Raw genomic sequence first — 17,186 nt, forward strand, 5'->3', positions numbered from 1 at the left:
CGGCGGGTTGCTCCCCCGCCTCGTCTGCGCATTTTAGGCATGGGCCCGAGCATGTGGACCGGTTTTGTCCTATATTCCGTCAGGAACATTCCTAAAAACCAGTGCCCTTGGTCCCTTGACTCCGCCCGGCTTGGAGGGTACAACAGGCCGCTTCAAACGGTCCTGACACACGGAGCATACAATGGCACAACAACTGAAGATTTATTACGACAAAGATGGTTCTCTGGACGCCCTAAAGGGCAAAACCGTGGCCGTGGTTGGTTTTGGCAGCCAGGGACACGCCCACTCCCAGAACCTGCGCGACAGCGGCATCAAGGTCGTGGTGGCCGAATTGGCCGGCACGAACAATTACCGCTTGGCCAAGGAAGCGGGCTTCGAGCCGATCTCGGCTGAAGAGGCGACCAAGGTCGGCGACCTGATCGTCATTACGCTGCCCGACGAAGTCCAGGCGATCGTGTACGAGAAGGCGATCAAGCCCAATCTCAAGCCCGGCAAGGCGCTGGGGTTCTGCCACGGGTTCAACATCCGCTACGGTTGCATCCAGGCCCCCGAGGGCGTGGACGTTATCATGATCGCCCCCAAGGGTCCCGGCCACACCGTGCGAAGCTGCTACGTCGAAGGTTCGGGCGTGCCCTGCCTGATCGCCATCGAGAAGAACGCCACGGGCAAGGCCTTTCAGACGGCGCTGGCGTGGGGCATCGGCGTCGGCGGCGGGCGCGCGGGAATCATCGAGACCACCTTCACCGAAGAGACCGAGACCGACCTCTTCGGCGAACAGACCGTGCTCTGCGGCGGGCTGACCAGCCTGGTCAAGGCCGGCTTTGAAACGCTCACCGAGGCGGGATATCAGCCCGGCATCGCGTACTTCGAAGTGCTGCACGAGCTGCTGCTGATCATCAAGCTGATGGCCGAGGGCGGCATGAGCTACATGCGATACAGCATCTCCAACACCGCTGAGTGGGGCGACCTGCACGTGGGTCCGCAGATCGTCGACGCCCGCGTGAAGGAGAACATGAAGAAGGCGCTCAAGGCCATCCAGGACGGCAGCTTCGCCAAGGAATGGCTGGCCGAGTGCAAGGCGGGCAAGCCCAACTTCAAGCGGATGTACGAGGCGGACAAGAATCACCCGATCGAAGTGGTCGGTCGCGAGCTTCGCAAGATGTTCAGTTGGATGGAAGCCAAGGAAGCCCCCGAGGAGTGAGGCTGATTTTGCCACCGATCAAAGCCCATGGGCGGCCCCAATCTTTGGCGCGGCTGCCTGTGGGCTTTGTATTTTCAGGACATGGGAACGGGGAACCGGGAACCGGGAATCAGGACCAAGGGAAAGACGGCTTTGCCCGGTTCCTGGTTCCCGACTCCCGGTTCCCACCCTGACGCCGGCTACGCCATGTGGAACGTGCTCGACATCCTGGGCCCGGTGTTTCTGATCATCGCCCTGGGCGCCGCCCTGCGAAAGAGCGGTTTCATGTCCGGCGAGATGCTTATCCAGGCCAACCGCCTGGTGTACTGGGTGGGCCTGCCGATCGTCTTGTTCCAGGGCATCGCCAAGCGGTCGTTCTCCGCTGAGGCGGCCGGCCCGCTCCTGGTCGGCGCCGGCGGCATGCTCGCCTGTGCCGCCGCGGCGATGGTGCTGGCGATCGCCATGCGCATGGACCGGCGAATGCTCGGTTCGTTCGTACACGTCGCGTTCCGCGGAAACCTGGCGTACGTGGGGCTGGCCGTGATCGCCAGCGCCTTTCCCCGAACCGCCGCCGGCGAGAACCCCGTCGCGGGCACGGCCGCTCTGGTCATGAGCGCCCTGATGCTCTTCTACAACGTGCTGGCAGTGATCGTGCTGTCGGCGGGGCGGCACAAGAACATGGGCGCCACGCTCAAGCACATGCTCGTGCAGATCGCCATCAACCCGCTGATCCTGGCGTGCGTGGCCGGGGCGATAGTGGCGCTGGTGCATGAACACGCCGGCCTGGCCGTTCCGCGCGTCATCGACAAGACTCTGACCAGCACGGGGGTCTTCGCCTCGCCGCTGGCGCTGCTGTGCGTCGGCGGGGCTCTGGTCTCGACGCCCCTTCGCGGACGCATCATTCCGGCCACCCTGGCCGCGGGCATCAAGGTCGGCGTCGGAACAGCCGTCGGAGTGCTGTTGGCCGGCGCGCTGGGCCTCAACGCCGATCAGCGAGCGGTGGCGCTGATCTTCCTGGCCTGCCCGACAGCCGTGGCGACGTATGTGTTGACCGAACAGCTTGACGGCGACGGTCCGCTCTCGGCGGCGGGAATCGTCATCAGCACGCTGATGTCGGCAGTGTCACTGGCGATTGTCGTCGCGATGATATAGGCGCGTTGGAAGAAAGAAACAACCGACGACGAGGACGAGGACGACGACGAGGACGATCTGTATTTGTCGCCGCTAATCGCTTGAGAATAGTTGGACTAACTTGGTCAGCATCGAAACGATTCGCAACAGCATCATCTTTCCTTCTTTAACCCGCCCGAGTGGACAACATCGGATTGCTACCAAAGAATCCAGGCACGCGGAGCATTCGGTAGCAGAACCGCGGGCATCGTCGAAGAACTTTGATCGAGTCTGCTTCTGACGCTTGCCATTACCCTCGGCCGTGTTGAGCAAGATAGATAGACTGGCTCGGTCAATATGGTCTTTAATGTGCCGGCCGCGGTACCTGTTCTTCTTGTCCAATTCGTCAATCAGATCCTGAGTCCAGGCACAATAGCGCAGGGCCAACTGATACACATCCAGCTTCTCGTGATCGAGTTTCACGTCCAGATTCGGAATATGCTCAGCGCTTGTTGTCATCATCGCTGCCCACAATCACGTCGTTTTCGTCCTCGTCGTCGTCGTCGTCCTCGTCGTCGGTTTTGTCTTCGCCAAGGCCTACGGTCCTTTCTTGAGCTCCTGATAGAAGAAGTCCTCGGCCTCTTTGAACCGTTGCATCGCTTTGGCGACGGTTTCGCGCACCTGTTTGACTTGCGGGTCGTCGGCCGGGGCGCCTTTGGGGTGCTGTTTGAGCAGGGCGGCGAGCTTGGCGGCGGCCTGGTCGAGTTCGCCGGCGCCGGCGGCGAAGGCGCGGGCGGCGTCATAGAAGTTCTGCCGGGCCAGTTCGTCCTTGTCGGGCTTATGGAAGAGCCGCCAGGGATTGCGGCGGACTTCCTCGCCGGCGATCTTCAGGCTCGTCGACATGCGGGCGAGATTGTCGACGATCTCGTTGACGTTGTCTGAATTGGAATCGACGATCTTGCGCGTCTGCCCCGAGACCGCCGTGAAGTCGCCCGTGATCTTCGTCAGGTCTTCCGAAGCCTTGCGGACCGACGTCAGGATCGCGCCGAGGTCCTTCTTGGACAGCGCCTCGATCGAGGCCGTCATCTGCGCCAGCGAGGCGGCGGCGTCATGAATGTTGGCCATGGTCGATCCCTTCTTCTTGGGATCGGTCTCGGGAAGAATGTTGGTGGTGATGCGCGTGAGGTCCGTGGCGGCGCTGTTGATGTGCGTGACGGCGTCCTTGGTCTGTCCCATGACGCTCTGCTTATCGGCCGGGTCGAGTTCGCGCTGCAGCGAGTGGGCGATCTTTCGCACGTCGGCGGTGGCGGCCTCGATGTTGCTCATGGCCTTATCGAGCAGCCCCTTGACCTCGACGGGATGATTGGCGTCGGCCAGGGGAGCCGCGTCGCTGCCGCGGTCGGTGATGACCAGCGGCGGCTGACCGACCAGCACGGTGGGCACCATGGCCGTTCCGTCGGCATGTACCATGCGGTCCTTGTTCCACACGTCGACGAAATAGAGCGTTCGCTTCTGCTCGGGGTGGTACTCGATGCGCGAGACGGTCCCGATGGTCTCGTCGTTGATCTTGGCCTGGCTGCCGACGATCAGCCCGACGCTGCCGGCCGAGACGTCGGCGTAGAACACCGACTGCCCCGCCGGCTCGACGAACATGCTGCCGGCGCCGAGCCACATCAGGATGCCCACCAGCGCCGCCATCGCCGCCAACACAAACAGCCCGGCGATCAGTTCATTATGTTTCTTGGCTGGCATTACGCTCTCCTCGGTCTCACGCGCCGCCCAGACGCAGGATGTCTTGTTCGTATTCCTCGCCCATCCGCCGGTCCGTGATGGGGCCTTGATGGTCCCCGCGGAGGAACTGGCGGATCAGGTCGTTATCGTGCTCGCCGTTGGGCCTGGCGTCGCGGATCGCCTCGAACTCGCCCCGCGTGCCGACCTTGAGCATGCGGCCGTTGTCGAGCAGCGCCATGCGGTCGGCGACCCTGAAGGCCGAGTCCATCTCATGCGTGACGACGACGCTGGTGACGCCCAGTTTCTGCGCCAGGTCCATCATCAAGTGGTCGATCTCGGCGCTGGTGACCGGGTCGAGCCCGGCGGAGGGTTCGTCGTAGAACAGAATTTCCGGGTCCAAAGCGATGGCCCGCGCCAGACCGGCGCGCTTCTTCATGCCCCCCGAAAGCTGCGAGGGCATCAGGTCGACCGCCTTGCGCAGGCCCACCAGCTCGAGCTTGATGTGAACCATGATCTCGATGGTTTCCTCGTCGAGGTCGGTGTGCTCGCGCAGGGGCAGGGCCACGTTCTCGCCGATGGTCATCGAGTTCAGCAGGGCCCCGGACTGAAACAGGATCCCGAACCGCAGACGCAGGGCGTCCATCTGCTCCTCGCCCAGTTGCGCCACGTGGCTGCCGAATAGCTCGACGCGCCCGCTGTCGGGCGTGGCCGAACCGATGATGTTCCGCAGCAGCGTGCTCTTGCCGCAACCGGAAGGCCCCATGACGACCATCGTCTCGCCGGCGAAAACCTCCAGGTTCACCCCGCGCAGCACCGTGCGGCTGCCGAAGCTGCAAACCAGGCCGCTGATCCGGATCAGCGGCGGCGGGCTGTCGTGAGGGGCCGGTTCCATTAGCTCATCCATTGCGGATTTCGGATTGCGGATTATCTACGGCGCAACTTACCGGGTGCCATGGCGGTCGTTTTATAGCCGCCATGTCCCCGACCGCACCGGGCATGGCGGCTGAGGAACGGCCGCCATGGCACCCAAGGACCTAATCCGCAATCCGAAATCAAAAATCCAAATCACCATCCGTACATATAAAAGACCATCGTGAACACGCACGCCGAGCCGATGATCGCCACGATCGACTTGACGACGGTGTTCGTCGTCGCGCGCCCGACGCCCTCGGCGCCGCCGCTGACCTTGAGCCCTTCGTAGCAGGCGATCAGGCTGATCAGCAGGCCGAAAACCGCCGCCATGATCAGCCCGGCCCAGAGGTCGTGGTACTGCAGCGTGTCGTGCATCGTCTTCCAGTAGGTGGCATAGGCGGCCGAAGGCAGCACCAGTCGGGCGGCGGCGTATCCGCCCAGGGCGATCATGATGTCGGCCATGATCGTCAGCAGCACCATCGCCACGAACGTCGCGAGGATGCGCGGGACGACCAGGAACCGGATCGGGTTGAGCGCCATCGCGCGGAGGGCCTCGATCTCCTCCGAGACCACCATGGTGCCCAGTTCGGCGGCGATGGACGCCCCGCCGAACCCGCTGATGACCACGCCGGTGATGATGGGGCCCAGGAAGCGGAACCCCGCCACGCCGATCACGCTGGCGATCTTGTCCAGTTGCCCCCACGGTTGCAGCGGCGGGGCCATCTGCAGCGACAGGATCACCCCGATGAACCCCTGCACCAGCAGCACGATGGGAATGCTCCGGGCCCCCACGCGCACCAGTTGACCCGCCGCGGCGCCGTAGCTGAAGGGCTGCTTGGCCGACACCAGCCCGCGCGCCATCGCCACGGCGCTTTCCAGCAGCAACAACGCCATGCCGCCGGCGTAACTGAACCCCGCCAGCACGGCGGCGCCGAGCGATCGCACCGGGTTCTTTCCTGCCGCTGGGGCCATTACGTCGCCAAGGCCTCCTTCACGCCGGGATAGATCTCAAAGACCCGGTCCAGCCGCGTGATCTCGAAAAGGCTCTGCACCCGCTTCTGAAGCCCCGCCAGGCGCACCGGAACCGAAACCTTGCGGCTGCGGCCCAGCAGCTTGACCAGTGATGCGATGCCCGAGGAGTCCATGTGCGGCACGCTGGAAAGGTCCACCACGATGCTTTCGGGCTTGTCCTTGAGCAGGTCCAGCAGGGAGTTCTGGAACTCGCTGCTGCACGAGAGGTCGATCTCCCCTTTGACCGCCACCACGGCGGCCCGCCCTTGCCACCGCACGTCGGCGACGGTCTGTTTTTGCGCGTCCTTCTTCATGAGTTCCCTCCGTTGCCCCCAAGGCGTTTGAGCATGGTCAACACGGTTCCCCCTCCTTCGGCCTTTTCGTAGTCGATCCGGTCCATGTACTGGTGGATGATATGTACACCCAGGCCGCCGGGGCGCACGTCATCAAGGTCCCGAGAGCGAATTCTAGCAGGGGCGACATGCCGTCCCCGGTCTCGCAGGCGAAGTTGCAGCGCCGGCGGCAGACCGTCGCTCAGCAGCGGCATCAGCTCGATCTCGATCAGCCCGTCGGCTCGCCCCCCGTAGGCGTGCTTGATAATGTTGGCCAGCGCCTCGTCCAGGCTCAGGGCGATCTGCCCGGTCGTCTGCTCGTCGATTTTCATCGCCTTGCAGAAGCGCTCGACCGCCGCCCGCGCCACCGGCACGTGCGCCGGCACGGACAGGATCGTCAGGCGAATGGGCTTGTTGGGCGGTATCTTCATCGCCGTCCCGCCGCCGGTTGCGTCAGGGGCGCACGGCTTGGCCCGCCGGGTTGCCCCGCTAACCATTGTCGCCAGCGGGCAACGGCCGCCGCCCGCTGCGGCGCCGGTTCATACACCTCGTATCCGTGCGTCTGACCGGTGATGTCGCGAAGCGCCATGATCGCGAAAAGCCGGATGTCCATCTGGCTGTCGCTGAGGCGGTCGATCAGGAAAGGCACCGCCGCCGGGTTCTTCGTCTTGCCCGCCTCGCGGATGGCCTCGATGCGCACCTGCGGGTCGTCGCTCTGGAACCGAGCCGCCAGGTCTTCCTGAGGGGGCGTGCAGCCTTCGCTGAAGGCCGCCAGCAGCGACGACAGCAGAAGCACTGCGACATTCGATAGGTTCATTCTCATCGGCCGATCCCGTGCCGTAAGAATCCGGCAGTCCGGATGATTATAGGCGATCCGCCCGCCGCTGCAATGACCTGATTGACTCTGCCGCTTGCGGCTTAGCAGTTGTTCGGCCGAGAAACTGCCAAGCCGCAAGCGGCGGCGGAGATATCTCTACAGATCTGCGCCACGAGGGCAGGTCTTCTTGAAGCGGCTGACGGTCTGGTGCGCCAGGCGGGTCGGTTCGGGCAGACGGAAGCGGCTGGCGCGGAGCGTCCAGCGGATCGCCTGCTCCAGCGTGATGCGATGACCGACGGAGATGTAGAGCGGGTTGACGCCGTCGCGGGTGCGCAAGGCCACGCCGACCTTGTTGCCGTCGAAGATCAGTTGCGCGCGGTTGCCCCGCTTGAGGCCGCTCTTGCGATGCTCGCCGCAGAGGCGGCTCTTGGCCACGCCGATGGTCGGCAGATCCAGCAGCAGCCCGACGTGGCTGGCCAGCCCCAGCCCTCGCGGATGGGCAATCCCCTGCCCGTCGCACATCAACAGATCCGGCCGCTGCGGCAACTTCTCGATGGCCGCGATCACGGCAGGAGCCTCGCGAAAACTCAACAGCCCCGGCACGTACGGAAACGTACACGCCCGGACCTCCACAGCCGACGCCAGCGGCGACAGCGTCCGAGCGTCGCACAGCACCGCCACGGCCGCGATCTTTCTGCCATCATCCAGAAATGCGCAATCCGTCCCGGCGATGGTTCGCACAGGGGCGGCCAGCGGCTCGGCGATCACCCGCCGCGCCAGGCGGCGCTGCAGGGCGATGGCTTGCCGGGGCGAGATATTCCAGCGGTGAAAAGACATTTCTATTTAAGACGAACCTGCCGGCCCAGATGTTTTCAGATTGAACTCCCTGCACGATCGCCGCCAAAGGGCAAGAGCCGCGCCGGCAGTTCAGGATTTGAGTTTGAACGTGTCGACGTCGCGGAAGGCGTGGGGCAGGTTGAAGACATCGCTGAAATCTTCCAGGCTGTCCTCGGCGGTCTTCTTCATGAACTGATGCTCGATGAGCAGATAGACCATGCGACCGAAATCGAGGGTCGACTTGATGTTCCACCGCCCCAGCACCAGCGGGGCCAGCATGCCCCATCGCTGGGCGGCCAGGTCGCGCAGCGCCTCGCACATCTGCCGCCCGGTAACGTGGTGCTGCCCCTGCGAGCCGCTTGTTCCGCCATGAACTTTCTCGACGGCCTGTTCGAGCCCTTCGTGCAGAAAGCGAAAGGCTTCGAGCGGGTATCGCCCGTCGGCGAGGATCACGTCGTCCATCGACTTTTTTGGCTCGTCGCTCATTGCTTTCGCGGAAACAGCGGTTGGAAGGCGCCGACTTTCACGTCATCGCCCAGCAGGCCCCAGCGCCCCTGCTCGGCCAGCGTGCCCGCCGCCGGGGCGGCGCCCAACTGCACCAGCCCTGCCGCGGCGGCCTCGGGCATGACCGGCTGGAGGTACAGCAGGATGATCCGGACCGCCTCGGCGCACGACCGCAGGATCGCCGCCAGGGTCTCGCGCCGCGAGGGGTCCTTGGCCAGCTTAAAGGGCTCGGTCACCTCGATGAACCGGTTGGTCGCGGACACGATCGCCTGAATCTTATCCATATACGCGTGGAAGGCGCAGGCTTCCATGAGCCCCTCGGCGGAGGCGGTCATCGCCTCGGCGGCCGCGACGATATCGCCGGCCTCTGCCGGGGGCGTCGCGGGCGGGGGCACCTGGCCGGCGAAATACTTGGCGATCATGTTGACCGTCCGGGACAGCAGGTTGCCCACGCCGTTGGCCAGTTCGGTATTGTACCTTTCGCGGAACTGCTCGAGCGAAAAATCTCCGTCTGCCCCGAAGCCCACCGCCCGCAGCAGGTAATAGCGGTAGACGTCGCGCGAGTACTCGCCGCAGAGGCGGGCGATCTCGTCGCGCGAGATGAAATTGCCCAGCGTCTTGGACATCTTCTGCCCTTCGCTGGTCCACCACCCGTGGGCAAAAACGGATTTGGGCAGCTCAATGTCCAGCGCCATCAGCACGCACGGCCAATACACCGCGTGGAACCACAGGATGTCCTTGCCGATCAGGTGTACGTCGCACGGCCAGAATCGCCCGTTGCGACCGTCGTAGTCGTCGCCGATTTCCGGCAGGCCCAGGGCGGTGTAGTAATTGCTCAGCGCGTCGATCCAGACGTAGACGACGTGCGAGGGGTCGTTGGGCATGTCGATGCCCCAGGGCAGCTTGGCCTTGGATCGCGAGACGCACAGGTCCTCGACGCCCTGGCGCAGCTTGCTGAGCACCTCGTTGCGGCGCGAGTCGGGCTGCACGAACGTCGGATTGGCCTCGATGTGCTCGATCAGCTTGGGCACCCACTTGCCCAGGCGGAAGAAATAGTTCGTCTCGCTGTAGCGCACCAGCGGTTTGCCGTTGATGGCGCTCTTGTACTGGTTGTCGCGGGCGGTCGATTCGGTGACGAACTCCTCCTGCCCTTCGTCGTACCAGCCCTCGTACTTGCCCGGGTAGATCTCGTCCTGGGCGACGAGGCGCGAGATCAGCTCCTGCACGCGCTTCTCGTGGCGCGGCTCGCTGGTGCGGATGAAGTCGTCGTTGGAGATGTTCAGGTCCTGCCAGAGCTGGCGGAACCCGACCACCACCTGGTCGCTCAGCTCGGCGGGGGTCATGTTCTTCTCGGCCGCGGCCTTGACGATCTTGATGCCGTGTTCGTCGGTGCCGGTGAGAAAGAACACGTCGCGTCCCTGGCTGCGGAAGAACCGCGCCAGGACGTCGGCGGCGATAGTCGTGTACGAGTGCCCGATGTGGGGCACGTCGTTGACGTAGTAGATCGGCGTGGTGACGTAGTAGGTCTTGCTCATGGTGACTTGATCGTCGCTAAAGTTCGCCGGAAATCAAGGACAAACAGTCCGTTGCCGCTTGCTTACGTGAGGCGCCGGAGAACCGGCGCCTCACGCGGCAAGGCGGCTGCACTCACTCAATATCTATTTCCAGTTTCCAATTTGCGATTTCCAATTCGCGTCCGGTTTCGCGGCGGTCTTCCAGCGGGAAATTGCAGATCAGAAATTGGCGATGTCGTTATGCCGGCTGCAATTCTTTTCTGCGTTTTTCCAGTTGCCCCTTGAGGCGGTCGAGGACGGCCGAGTGCATCTGGCTGACGCGGCTTTCGGACAGATCGAGGGTCTGCCCGATCTCTTTCATCGTCATCTCTTCGTAGTAGTACAGGACGATGATGAGGCGTTCGGCGCGGCTGAGTCCTCGGGTCAGGAGGTCTTTGATATCCTTGCCCTGGGCGACGTGGAGCGGGTCGTCGCTGCGCTTGTCTTCCAGGACGTCGATCTCGCGCACGTCCTTGCTCGAGTCGGTCTCGAACCACTTGCGGCTGAGCGAAACCTGCCCGACCGTCGCGGCGTCGCGCTTGACCTTGTCGAACTCGCTCATCGAGAGCTTCATGCGCTTGGCCAGTTCAGAGCTGGTGGGCGCGCGACCGAGCGTGGCCTCGAGCTCGCGCGTGGCGAGATTGAGCTTGTGCGCGCGGCTGCGAACCAGGCGCGGGACCCAGTCCATCGACCGCAGTTCGTCGAGAATGGCTCCGCGGATGCGCGGGCTGCAGTACGTCTCGAACTTGACGCCTCGCGCCGGATCGAATGCCGACAGCGCATCCATGAGCCCGAAGATGCCCGCCGAGATCAGGTCGTCGACGTCTACCTCCTCGGGCAACTTGGTGTAGACGCGCTCGGCGGTGTACTTCACCAGCGGCAGGTAATACTCCAGCAACTGGTTGCGCGATTCCTCATCAGAAGTTTTTCTGAATTGCTTCCACCAGTGCTCGAGTTGCTCTGGAGACAACTTCTTCCGTGTTACTGCCGGCATGATAGGCTCCTTCCATCAATGCCCAGGCCGTCCTTGGCCATGCGACTGCTGATGGTATCAGTGCGATGCACGATCATCAAGTCCCTCGATGACATTATCTTAGGAAAATATGACATTTTTTTCGCTGTGCGGAATACCTTACCCATATTGTTTAGACTGTGCATATTATATATGTTGTCCATCTTACGTCAAGCGGTTTTTTACAAAATTTTCACGACTCGTCGTCTCGACGGTCCGCAATGCACCCTTGCTGTCGTCATGGCACACGTGTGTCTCATTTGAGCCACCCCGCCACGCGGCGGAAGAAACCTTCGCGCCCCACGTCTTCCAGGCGCGTGCTGCACAGCGCCCGCGCCACGTCGGCCAAGCAGCGGCTGGCAGCACACTGCGGGTACGCCAGGACGAGCGGTTGTCGCTGCCGCACGGCCTGGGACATCTTCAGATCACTGACGACGTAGCCGCCCTCAGCGACATGCACGTCGAGAAACTGTTTGGCCACGGCGGCGATTCGCGAGCAGGTGGCGTGCCCTTCGGCCGCGTTCCGCGCCTGGTTGGTCACCACCGTCATGGCGCACGCCGCGTTGGCGCGCGTGAGAACTTTGATCAGCGCGTAGGCGTCAGTGACGGCCGTGGGCTCGGGCGTGGTGACGACGACGGCCGTGTCGGCGGCGGCGGCGAAGCTCAGCACCTCCGGTCCGATCCCGGCGCCGCAGTCGATGACGACGACGTCGTTGTCGGCTTCGAGGGCGGAGAGTTCCTCGATGAGTCTGGCGCGGTCGAATGCGCTCAGGTCGGCCAGGCGCGGCAGGCCGCTGGCGCCGGGGACGAACTGCAGCCCGCAGGGCAGATTCATGACCACGTCGGCGAGATGTCCGGCGCCTTCGATGACGCGGGAGAGGTCGCAGGCGGCCTCGACGTCGAGCATGATGTCGAGGTTCGCCAGCGCCAGGTCGGCGTCGACCAGGGCGACGCGGTGGCCGGCGGCGGAGATCAGGATCGCCAGGTTGGCGGCGATGCAGCTCTTGCCCACGCCGCCCTTGCCGCTGGCGACGGCGATGGTGTGCGTGCGGCGCTGCTGCATCAGCGAGCGCAGGCGCTGGGCTTGATCGACCTGCTCGCTCATGAGAGCACCTCGCCCAGGATCATCTGCGCCAGGCGGTCGGCCTTGGCCGGGGCAATGTCGTCGGGCACTTCCTGGCCGAACGTCGTGTAGCTCAGCGGGGCCTTGCTGGCCTCGACCATGTTGAGCACCAGGCCGTACGTGACGGCCTCGTCGAGCTTGGTCAGCGTGAGGCGGTTGGCGCCGATCTGGGCGAACTTCTCCACGGCCCGGCGCGTGGCGGCCTGGTTGCCGGTGGCCGAGGCGACCAGGTGTACCTCGTCGGCCTCGGCGGCGTCCAGAAAGCTGCGCAGCTGCCCCAGGCGGAGCTGGTCGCCGGGGCTGCGACCGGTAGTGTCGATGAGGATGACGTCGGCGGCCGTGGCGGCCTTGATGGTCCGGCGCATTTCCGTTGGGCTCAGGACCGCCTGGATGGGCACCTCGATGATGTCGGCGTAAGTTTTGAGCTGATCGACAGCCGCAATGCGGTAGGTGTCGATCGTGATCAGCGAGACGCTCTTGTGCTGGGCGATTTTAAAGTTGGCGGCGAGCTTGGCGATGGTGGTGGTCTTGCCCACGCCGGTAGGGCCGACAAAGGCGATGACTCTCGGGCCGGCGGCGCTCTCGGCAGGCGGGGCGGTGCGGATGCGCGCGGCGATTCGCTTTCGCAGTTCGGTGCGGACGGCGGATTCATCCTGCATCTGCTGTCCGGTCAGGTCGCGGGCGGTCTGGTCGATCAGTTCCGCGGCCAGCGCCGCCTCGACATCCTGCGCCAGCAGGTGGTCGTGCAATTTCTGCAGCACCAGCGGGCGTTGCGCCGCCGCCGACGCGGGGCGGCGGGCGAGTTGCTCGACGAGGATCTTGATCTCGGCGATCTGCCCTTCGAGCGGACCGGCCGGGGCGGGGGCGTCGCTGGCGTACACGCCGGTCAGGGGCGCCAGGTCTCCGCTGTGCGGAGCGGCGGTGATTTCCCACGCCCGGCGCGAGCCGATGCCCATCCATCCGCCGATGCGGCAGCGGCGCGTCCGCAGGATCACCGCGTCGCGCCCCAGGTCGCCTTTGACAGCCGCCAGAGCCTCGGCCATCGTCGCTGCTTTATAATTCTTCGCGTTCATAATTATCTTCCGTGATCGTCACCGGCTGCACCTGCACGCCGGACACTTCGTCGTATCCCAGAACCACCGCCGCGGGGACCGCCGTCGCCACCGCGCCGGCCAGGGCCTTGCGCAGCATTGGTCGGCACAGCACCACCGGACGGTGCCCCCCCACTCGCAACCGGCTCGCGCCAGCCGAAACCGCCTGGGCGAGAGTCTCGGCCAAAGCCGGCGAGAGCACCCCGCCGCCGCGCCCGAGTTCCTGGGCGGCGGCTTGCTCGGTTTTCTCGTCCAGGCACAGGCACCACAGCGCGCCGTCGGCGGCGCAGTACTGTTGCGACAGCGCCGGGCCCAGTTGGCGACGGATGTAATCGCACGCTTCTTCGATGGGCTCCTCGACCGGTCGCTCGGCCAGGGCTTCGAGGATCGTCTCCAGGTCGCGTACCGAAACGCCCTGGCCCAGCAGATGCTGCAGGGCCTTGTGAATGCGGGCCAGCGGCAGCCTGGCCAGCGTTTCTTTGACCAGCGCCTCGGCGCTGCCGCGGAGGGACTCGACGGTGGCCGCCACCTGCTGACGCGTCAGCAGCGAGGCGGCGTGGATGCGGATCATCTGCCCCAGGTGCGTCATGAGGACGTCGACCGGCTCGATAACCGTGTAGTTGAGCGCCTCGGCCGCGGCGGCCTGGTCGGGCGCGATCCACACCGCCGCCGTGCCGAATGCCGGCTCGATCGTCTGACGCCCCAGCAGTTGGCCGCTCGTCGCCCCTGCCGCCACCGCCAGAAATTGCCCCGGATACAGCATTCCGCCGGCGACGCGGGCGCCGCGGATCTTGACGACGTACTCGTGCGCCCGCAGGCGCATGTCGTCGCGGATGCGAATGGCCGGAACGATCAGCCCCAGCTCCAGCGCCACGTCGCGCCGCAGGGTAGCCAGGCGGTCCAGCAGGTCGCCGTCGCGGCTCTTGTCCGCCAGCGACAGCAGGGCGAAGCCCAGGTCCAGTTCCATCGCCTCGACGGCCAGGAGACCTTTGAGCTCCTTCTCGTCGGCGGCGGGTTTGGAAACGGTGGAGATGCCCGAGGCGCCGGCGATGGGCAGCACCCGCCGGCGCGACAGCAGCAGCGCCAGACCCGCGCACCCGGCCCCCATCAGCAGCAGCGGCACCTTCGGCAGACGCGTCAGCATCAGCGCCGCCAGGAACCCTGCCGTCACCGCCAGGGCAATCGGGCGGGCGATCAACTGTCCGATCACCTGCTCGGCAAAGTTCGTGCGGTCCATGCTCCGCGAGACGATCAGCGCCGCCGCGACGCTGACCAGCAGCGCCGAGATCTGCGCGACCAGTCCGTCGCCAATGGTCAACCGCGTGAACAAATCCAGCGTCTGCTCCCATCCCCAGGAGTACTGGACCATGCCCACGTACAGCCCGCCGCCGATGTTGACCAGCACGATGACCACCGCCGCCACCGCGTCGCCGCGGACGAACTTGGACGCGCCGTCCATCGCGCCGTAGAAGTCGGCCTCGCGGGCGATCTTGCGCCGCCTCTGGTGGGCCTGGGCCTCGTCGATGGTGCCGGCGTTGACGTCGGCATCGATGGCCATCTGCTTTCCGGGCATGGCGTCGAGTACGAACCGGGCGGCCACTTCGCTGATGCGGGCGGCGCCCTTGGTGATCACCACGAACTGCACCACCGCGATAATCGCAAACAAAATCACGCCCACCGCCAGGCTGCCGCTGGTGACGAACTGGCTGAACGACCAGACCACGTGCCCGGCCGCCATGCGGGCGGTCTCGATATCCGCCCCGCCGGCCCCGGCGGTCAGGATCAGCCGCGTCGTGGCGATGTTGAGCACCAGTCGCAGCAGCGTGGCCCCCAGCAGCACCGACGGGAACACGCTGAACTCCAGCGGGCTATGCACGGAGATCGCCGTCATCAGGATGATCGCCGAGAGGGCGATGTTGGCCGAGAGCAGCACGTCCATCAGCAGCGGCGGCAGCGGCACCAGCAGCACCAGCACCATCATGGCGGCGCCGCCGGGCAGCAGCAGCCCGCGATATCGCGCCAGCACCCGCGCCGCGCCGTTCATGGTGTCGTTCAAGTCAGCCATTGCCGCCCTCCCTCACCCGTCGCAGCGACGCCCATCCGCGGCGCTTGCTCATTTCCTTGCGGCGGGCCAGGCGGATCTGTGGATCGCCTTCCATCTTCCGCATGTCGTCGAGGTACTCGCGCCGCGTCATCTTGAGATCCTGGCGGAATTGCCATCGCTGATAGAACAGGTCCACCACCGCCAGCGCCAGCAGCGCCGCCGAGGCGCGCATGGCGATCTTCAGGACCGTCGAGCCGCCCCACGAGGCAATCTCGTCGGTGCTGCCGCCCGGCGGCAGAGCACCCCCCGCGCCCGCCGAGAATAGCGCCGCCCCGGCCATCACGCCGGCGGCTGTGGTCTTGGCCAGACCCAATCCCAGGCGCACGATCGACCGGCGGCCGAATAGCCCGCGCAGACCTTTCATCACGCCCAGGCGCGACAGGTCGAGCTTGAGCGGTTCGCTCGTCATCAGCGGCCCGACCTGCCCCATCCCCGCCCCCACCGCCAGCAGCGCTGCGGCCACGCACAACGCCCCGCCCAACCACAGCACCTCGCCAAGGGCGGGTATCTCCATCGCCGCAGCCGCACTGGGGGCGCCGGCGCCCGCCGAGTGCAGGCACGCGGCGAACATCTCCTTCAGCGCGCCGGTGAGCGGGCCCGCCAGCGCCATCAGCAACATCAAGCTGCCAAAGACGACCACGGCGGAGGAAAGGTCCGCGCTGCGCGCAACCTGTCCGCGCCGCCGGGCCTCCTGCAGCCGCAGGGGCGTCGGCATCTCAGTCCGGGATGTCGTGTCGTCGCTCATTCAAATATCCTGGATGGTTGGATGAATGGATGGTTGATAGTTGCTGCATCCATTCATCCATTCATCCACTCATCCGTTCCTTCCTCACCCGCCGGCGGCGAGCTGCGCGGCTTTGGCGCCGAGCATGTCCGCGCCGCGTTCGATCATGGGCAGCATCAGCGCCAGCCCTCCGGCCAGGGCCACCAGGCCCACCAGCGCCTGGGCGGGCAGGCCGACGGTCAGGAGGTTCAGTTGGGGCATGGTGCGGCCGAGCACGGCCAGCACCGCGCCGATCACCAGCAGCGTCACCACGACCGGGGCGGCGATCTTGATGGCCATGACGAACGACGCCGCCAGGACCGAGAGGGCGATGGTCAGCATTCCCTGCCCGCTGCCGATAGCACCCGGCGCGACGGCGGTGAACGTGCCCATCACCCCGCTGAGCAGCCCGCGGTGTCCGCCGACGGCCAGGAACACCACCACGCCCAGCAGGTACATCAGGCGCGTCAGCGGGTCGCTGCCGCCCTCGCCGGCCTCGGCGTCGGGGTAATACACCTGCCCCAGCGTCAGACCCATCTGTTGGCCGATCAGCGCGGCGGCCACTTCGACTCCCGCCAGCAGCATTCGGGCCGCCAGGCCGATCACCGACCCGATCAGTGCCTCGACGGCCAGGGCGACCAGCCCCGCGCCAAGCGAGGCGGGCATGGCCAGCGGCGCGGCGATCTGCGCCGCGGCGCCCACGGCCAAGGCCACGCACAGCAGGTATCGCAGGCGGGCCGGAAGCACGGAACTGCTGAAGACCGGCGCGATCACGAACAACCCGCCGATGCGGGCCATCAGCAGCGCCAGCGTCCAGCCCCAGATTGTGTACTGCGACAAATCCATCATCCCGTCCCGAACATCACTTTGGCGAAATCGATCAACCGCGTCAGCATCCAGTGCCCGGCCAGTGCGGCCGTCACCGCCACGGCGATCAGCTTGGGCACGAAGGTCAACGCCTGGTCCTGGATCTGCGTGGCGGCCTGCAGCAGGCTCACCACCAGGGCGATCACCAGCGTGGCCACGAGCATGGGCGCGCCGACGACCAGCGTCACCTTCAGGGCCTCGCGGGCCAGATCCATTGCATGGGCGGCGTCCATCGTTTT

The 17,186-nt window shown here is 65.3% G+C and carries 19 protein-coding genes; 2 read left to right on the forward strand and 17 right to left on the reverse strand.

What is annotated here, in order from left to right:
* Window positions 1-193 precede the first annotated feature (193 nt).
* Window positions 194-1,201 carry a ketol-acid reductoisomerase gene (ilvC, locus tag ABFD92_09625; protein MEN6504786.1) on the forward strand — a complete coding sequence of 336 codons (1,008 nt, stop codon included), beginning with the start codon at window positions 194-196 and terminating at the stop codon, window positions 1,199-1,201.
* 132 nt (window positions 1,202-1,333) lie between these two features.
* On the forward strand, window positions 1,334-2,332 hold the full coding sequence (locus ABFD92_09630) for an AEC family transporter (GenBank protein MEN6504787.1): 999 nt from the start codon (window positions 1,334-1,336) through the stop codon (window positions 2,330-2,332).
* 72 nt (window positions 2,333-2,404) lie between these two features.
* Here the strand turns inward: ABFD92_09630 and ABFD92_09635 are convergent, their stop codons facing one another.
* The 17 genes from ABFD92_09635 to fliQ all read right to left on the reverse strand — a co-directional run bounded on the left by ABFD92_09635 (window position 2,405) and on the right by fliQ (window position 17,180).
* Window positions 2,405-2,812: a four helix bundle protein gene (locus tag ABFD92_09635; protein MEN6504788.1), complete on the reverse strand. Its 408-nt coding sequence runs from the start codon at window positions 2,810-2,812 to the stop codon at window positions 2,405-2,407.
* A 75-nt stretch (window positions 2,813-2,887) separates the two neighbouring features.
* Entirely contained in the window at window positions 2,888-4,042 is a 1,155-nt protein-coding gene (locus ABFD92_09640; protein MEN6504789.1) for a hypothetical protein, read from the reverse strand.
* Between the two features lie 16 nt (window positions 4,043-4,058).
* Window positions 4,059-4,913 carry an ABC transporter ATP-binding protein gene (locus ABFD92_09645; GenBank protein MEN6504790.1) on the reverse strand — a complete coding sequence of 285 codons (855 nt, stop codon included), beginning with the start codon at window positions 4,911-4,913 and terminating at the stop codon, window positions 4,059-4,061.
* 173 nt (window positions 4,914-5,086) lie between these two features.
* Window positions 5,087-5,905, reverse strand: a complete 819-nt coding sequence (locus ABFD92_09650; GenBank protein ID MEN6504791.1) for an ABC transporter permease — start codon at window positions 5,903-5,905, stop codon at window positions 5,087-5,089.
* A complete protein-coding gene (locus ABFD92_09655; GenBank protein MEN6504792.1) occupies window positions 5,905-6,258 on the reverse strand; it encodes an STAS domain-containing protein in 354 nt (117 codons plus the stop codon). Before ABFD92_09655 ends, ABFD92_09650 begins: the two co-directional genes overlap by 1 nt.
* Window positions 6,255-6,707, reverse strand: a complete 453-nt coding sequence (locus ABFD92_09660) for an ATP-binding protein (GenBank protein MEN6504793.1) — start codon at window positions 6,705-6,707, stop codon at window positions 6,255-6,257. Before ABFD92_09660 ends, ABFD92_09655 begins: the two co-directional genes overlap by 4 nt.
* Entirely contained in the window at window positions 6,704-7,099 is a 396-nt protein-coding gene (locus ABFD92_09665; protein MEN6504794.1) for a HEAT repeat domain-containing protein, read from the reverse strand. The genes ABFD92_09660 and ABFD92_09665 overlap by 4 nt, the downstream gene beginning before the upstream one ends.
* Window positions 7,100-7,249: 150 nt before the next feature.
* Window positions 7,250-7,930: a deoxyribonuclease V gene (gene nfi, locus ABFD92_09670; protein MEN6504795.1), complete on the reverse strand. Its 681-nt coding sequence runs from the start codon at window positions 7,928-7,930 to the stop codon at window positions 7,250-7,252.
* 90 nt (window positions 7,931-8,020) lie between these two features.
* Entirely contained in the window at window positions 8,021-8,416 is a 396-nt protein-coding gene (locus ABFD92_09675; protein MEN6504796.1) for a Minf_1886 family protein, read from the reverse strand.
* Window positions 8,413-9,969, reverse strand: coding sequence for a methionine--tRNA ligase (gene metG / locus ABFD92_09680; protein ID MEN6504797.1), 1,557 nt, complete (start codon window positions 9,967-9,969; stop codon window positions 8,413-8,415). The genes ABFD92_09675 and metG overlap by 4 nt, the downstream gene beginning before the upstream one ends.
* A gap of 217 nt (window positions 9,970-10,186) precedes the next feature.
* On the reverse strand, window positions 10,187-10,981 hold the full coding sequence (locus ABFD92_09685; GenBank protein ID MEN6504798.1) for a FliA/WhiG family RNA polymerase sigma factor: 795 nt from the start codon (window positions 10,979-10,981) through the stop codon (window positions 10,187-10,189).
* Window positions 10,982-11,255: 274 nt separating this feature from the next.
* Window positions 11,256-12,104 carry a P-loop NTPase gene (locus ABFD92_09690; protein MEN6504799.1) on the reverse strand — a complete coding sequence of 283 codons (849 nt, stop codon included), beginning with the start codon at window positions 12,102-12,104 and terminating at the stop codon, window positions 11,256-11,258.
* Complete coding sequence (locus tag ABFD92_09695; protein MEN6504800.1) at window positions 12,101-13,195, reverse strand: GTPase; 1,095 nt, start codon at window positions 13,193-13,195, stop codon at window positions 12,101-12,103. The genes ABFD92_09690 and ABFD92_09695 overlap by 4 nt, the downstream gene beginning before the upstream one ends.
* A complete protein-coding gene (locus tag ABFD92_09700) occupies window positions 13,176-15,278 on the reverse strand; it encodes a flagellar biosynthesis protein FlhA (GenBank protein ID MEN6504801.1) in 2,103 nt (700 codons plus the stop codon). The genes ABFD92_09695 and ABFD92_09700 overlap by 20 nt, the downstream gene beginning before the upstream one ends.
* Window positions 15,271-16,062 (reverse strand): EscU/YscU/HrcU family type III secretion system export apparatus switch protein, encoded by a 792-nt coding sequence (locus ABFD92_09705; protein ID MEN6504802.1) that lies wholly within the window; start codon window positions 16,060-16,062, stop codon window positions 15,271-15,273. The genes ABFD92_09700 and ABFD92_09705 overlap by 8 nt, the downstream gene beginning before the upstream one ends.
* 84 nt (window positions 16,063-16,146) lie before the next feature.
* A complete protein-coding gene (locus tag ABFD92_09710) occupies window positions 16,147-16,920 on the reverse strand; it encodes a flagellar biosynthetic protein FliR (protein MEN6504803.1) in 774 nt (257 codons plus the stop codon).
* 5 nt (window positions 16,921-16,925) lie between these two features.
* Window positions 16,926-17,180, reverse strand: a complete 255-nt coding sequence (gene fliQ, locus ABFD92_09715; GenBank protein MEN6504804.1) for a flagellar biosynthesis protein FliQ — start codon at window positions 17,178-17,180, stop codon at window positions 16,926-16,928.
* Window positions 17,181-17,186 lie beyond the last annotated feature (6 nt).

This window comes from Planctomycetaceae bacterium, assembly GCA_039680605.1.
GTDB lineage: Bacteria > Planctomycetota > Phycisphaerae > SM23-33 > SM23-33 > JAJFUU01.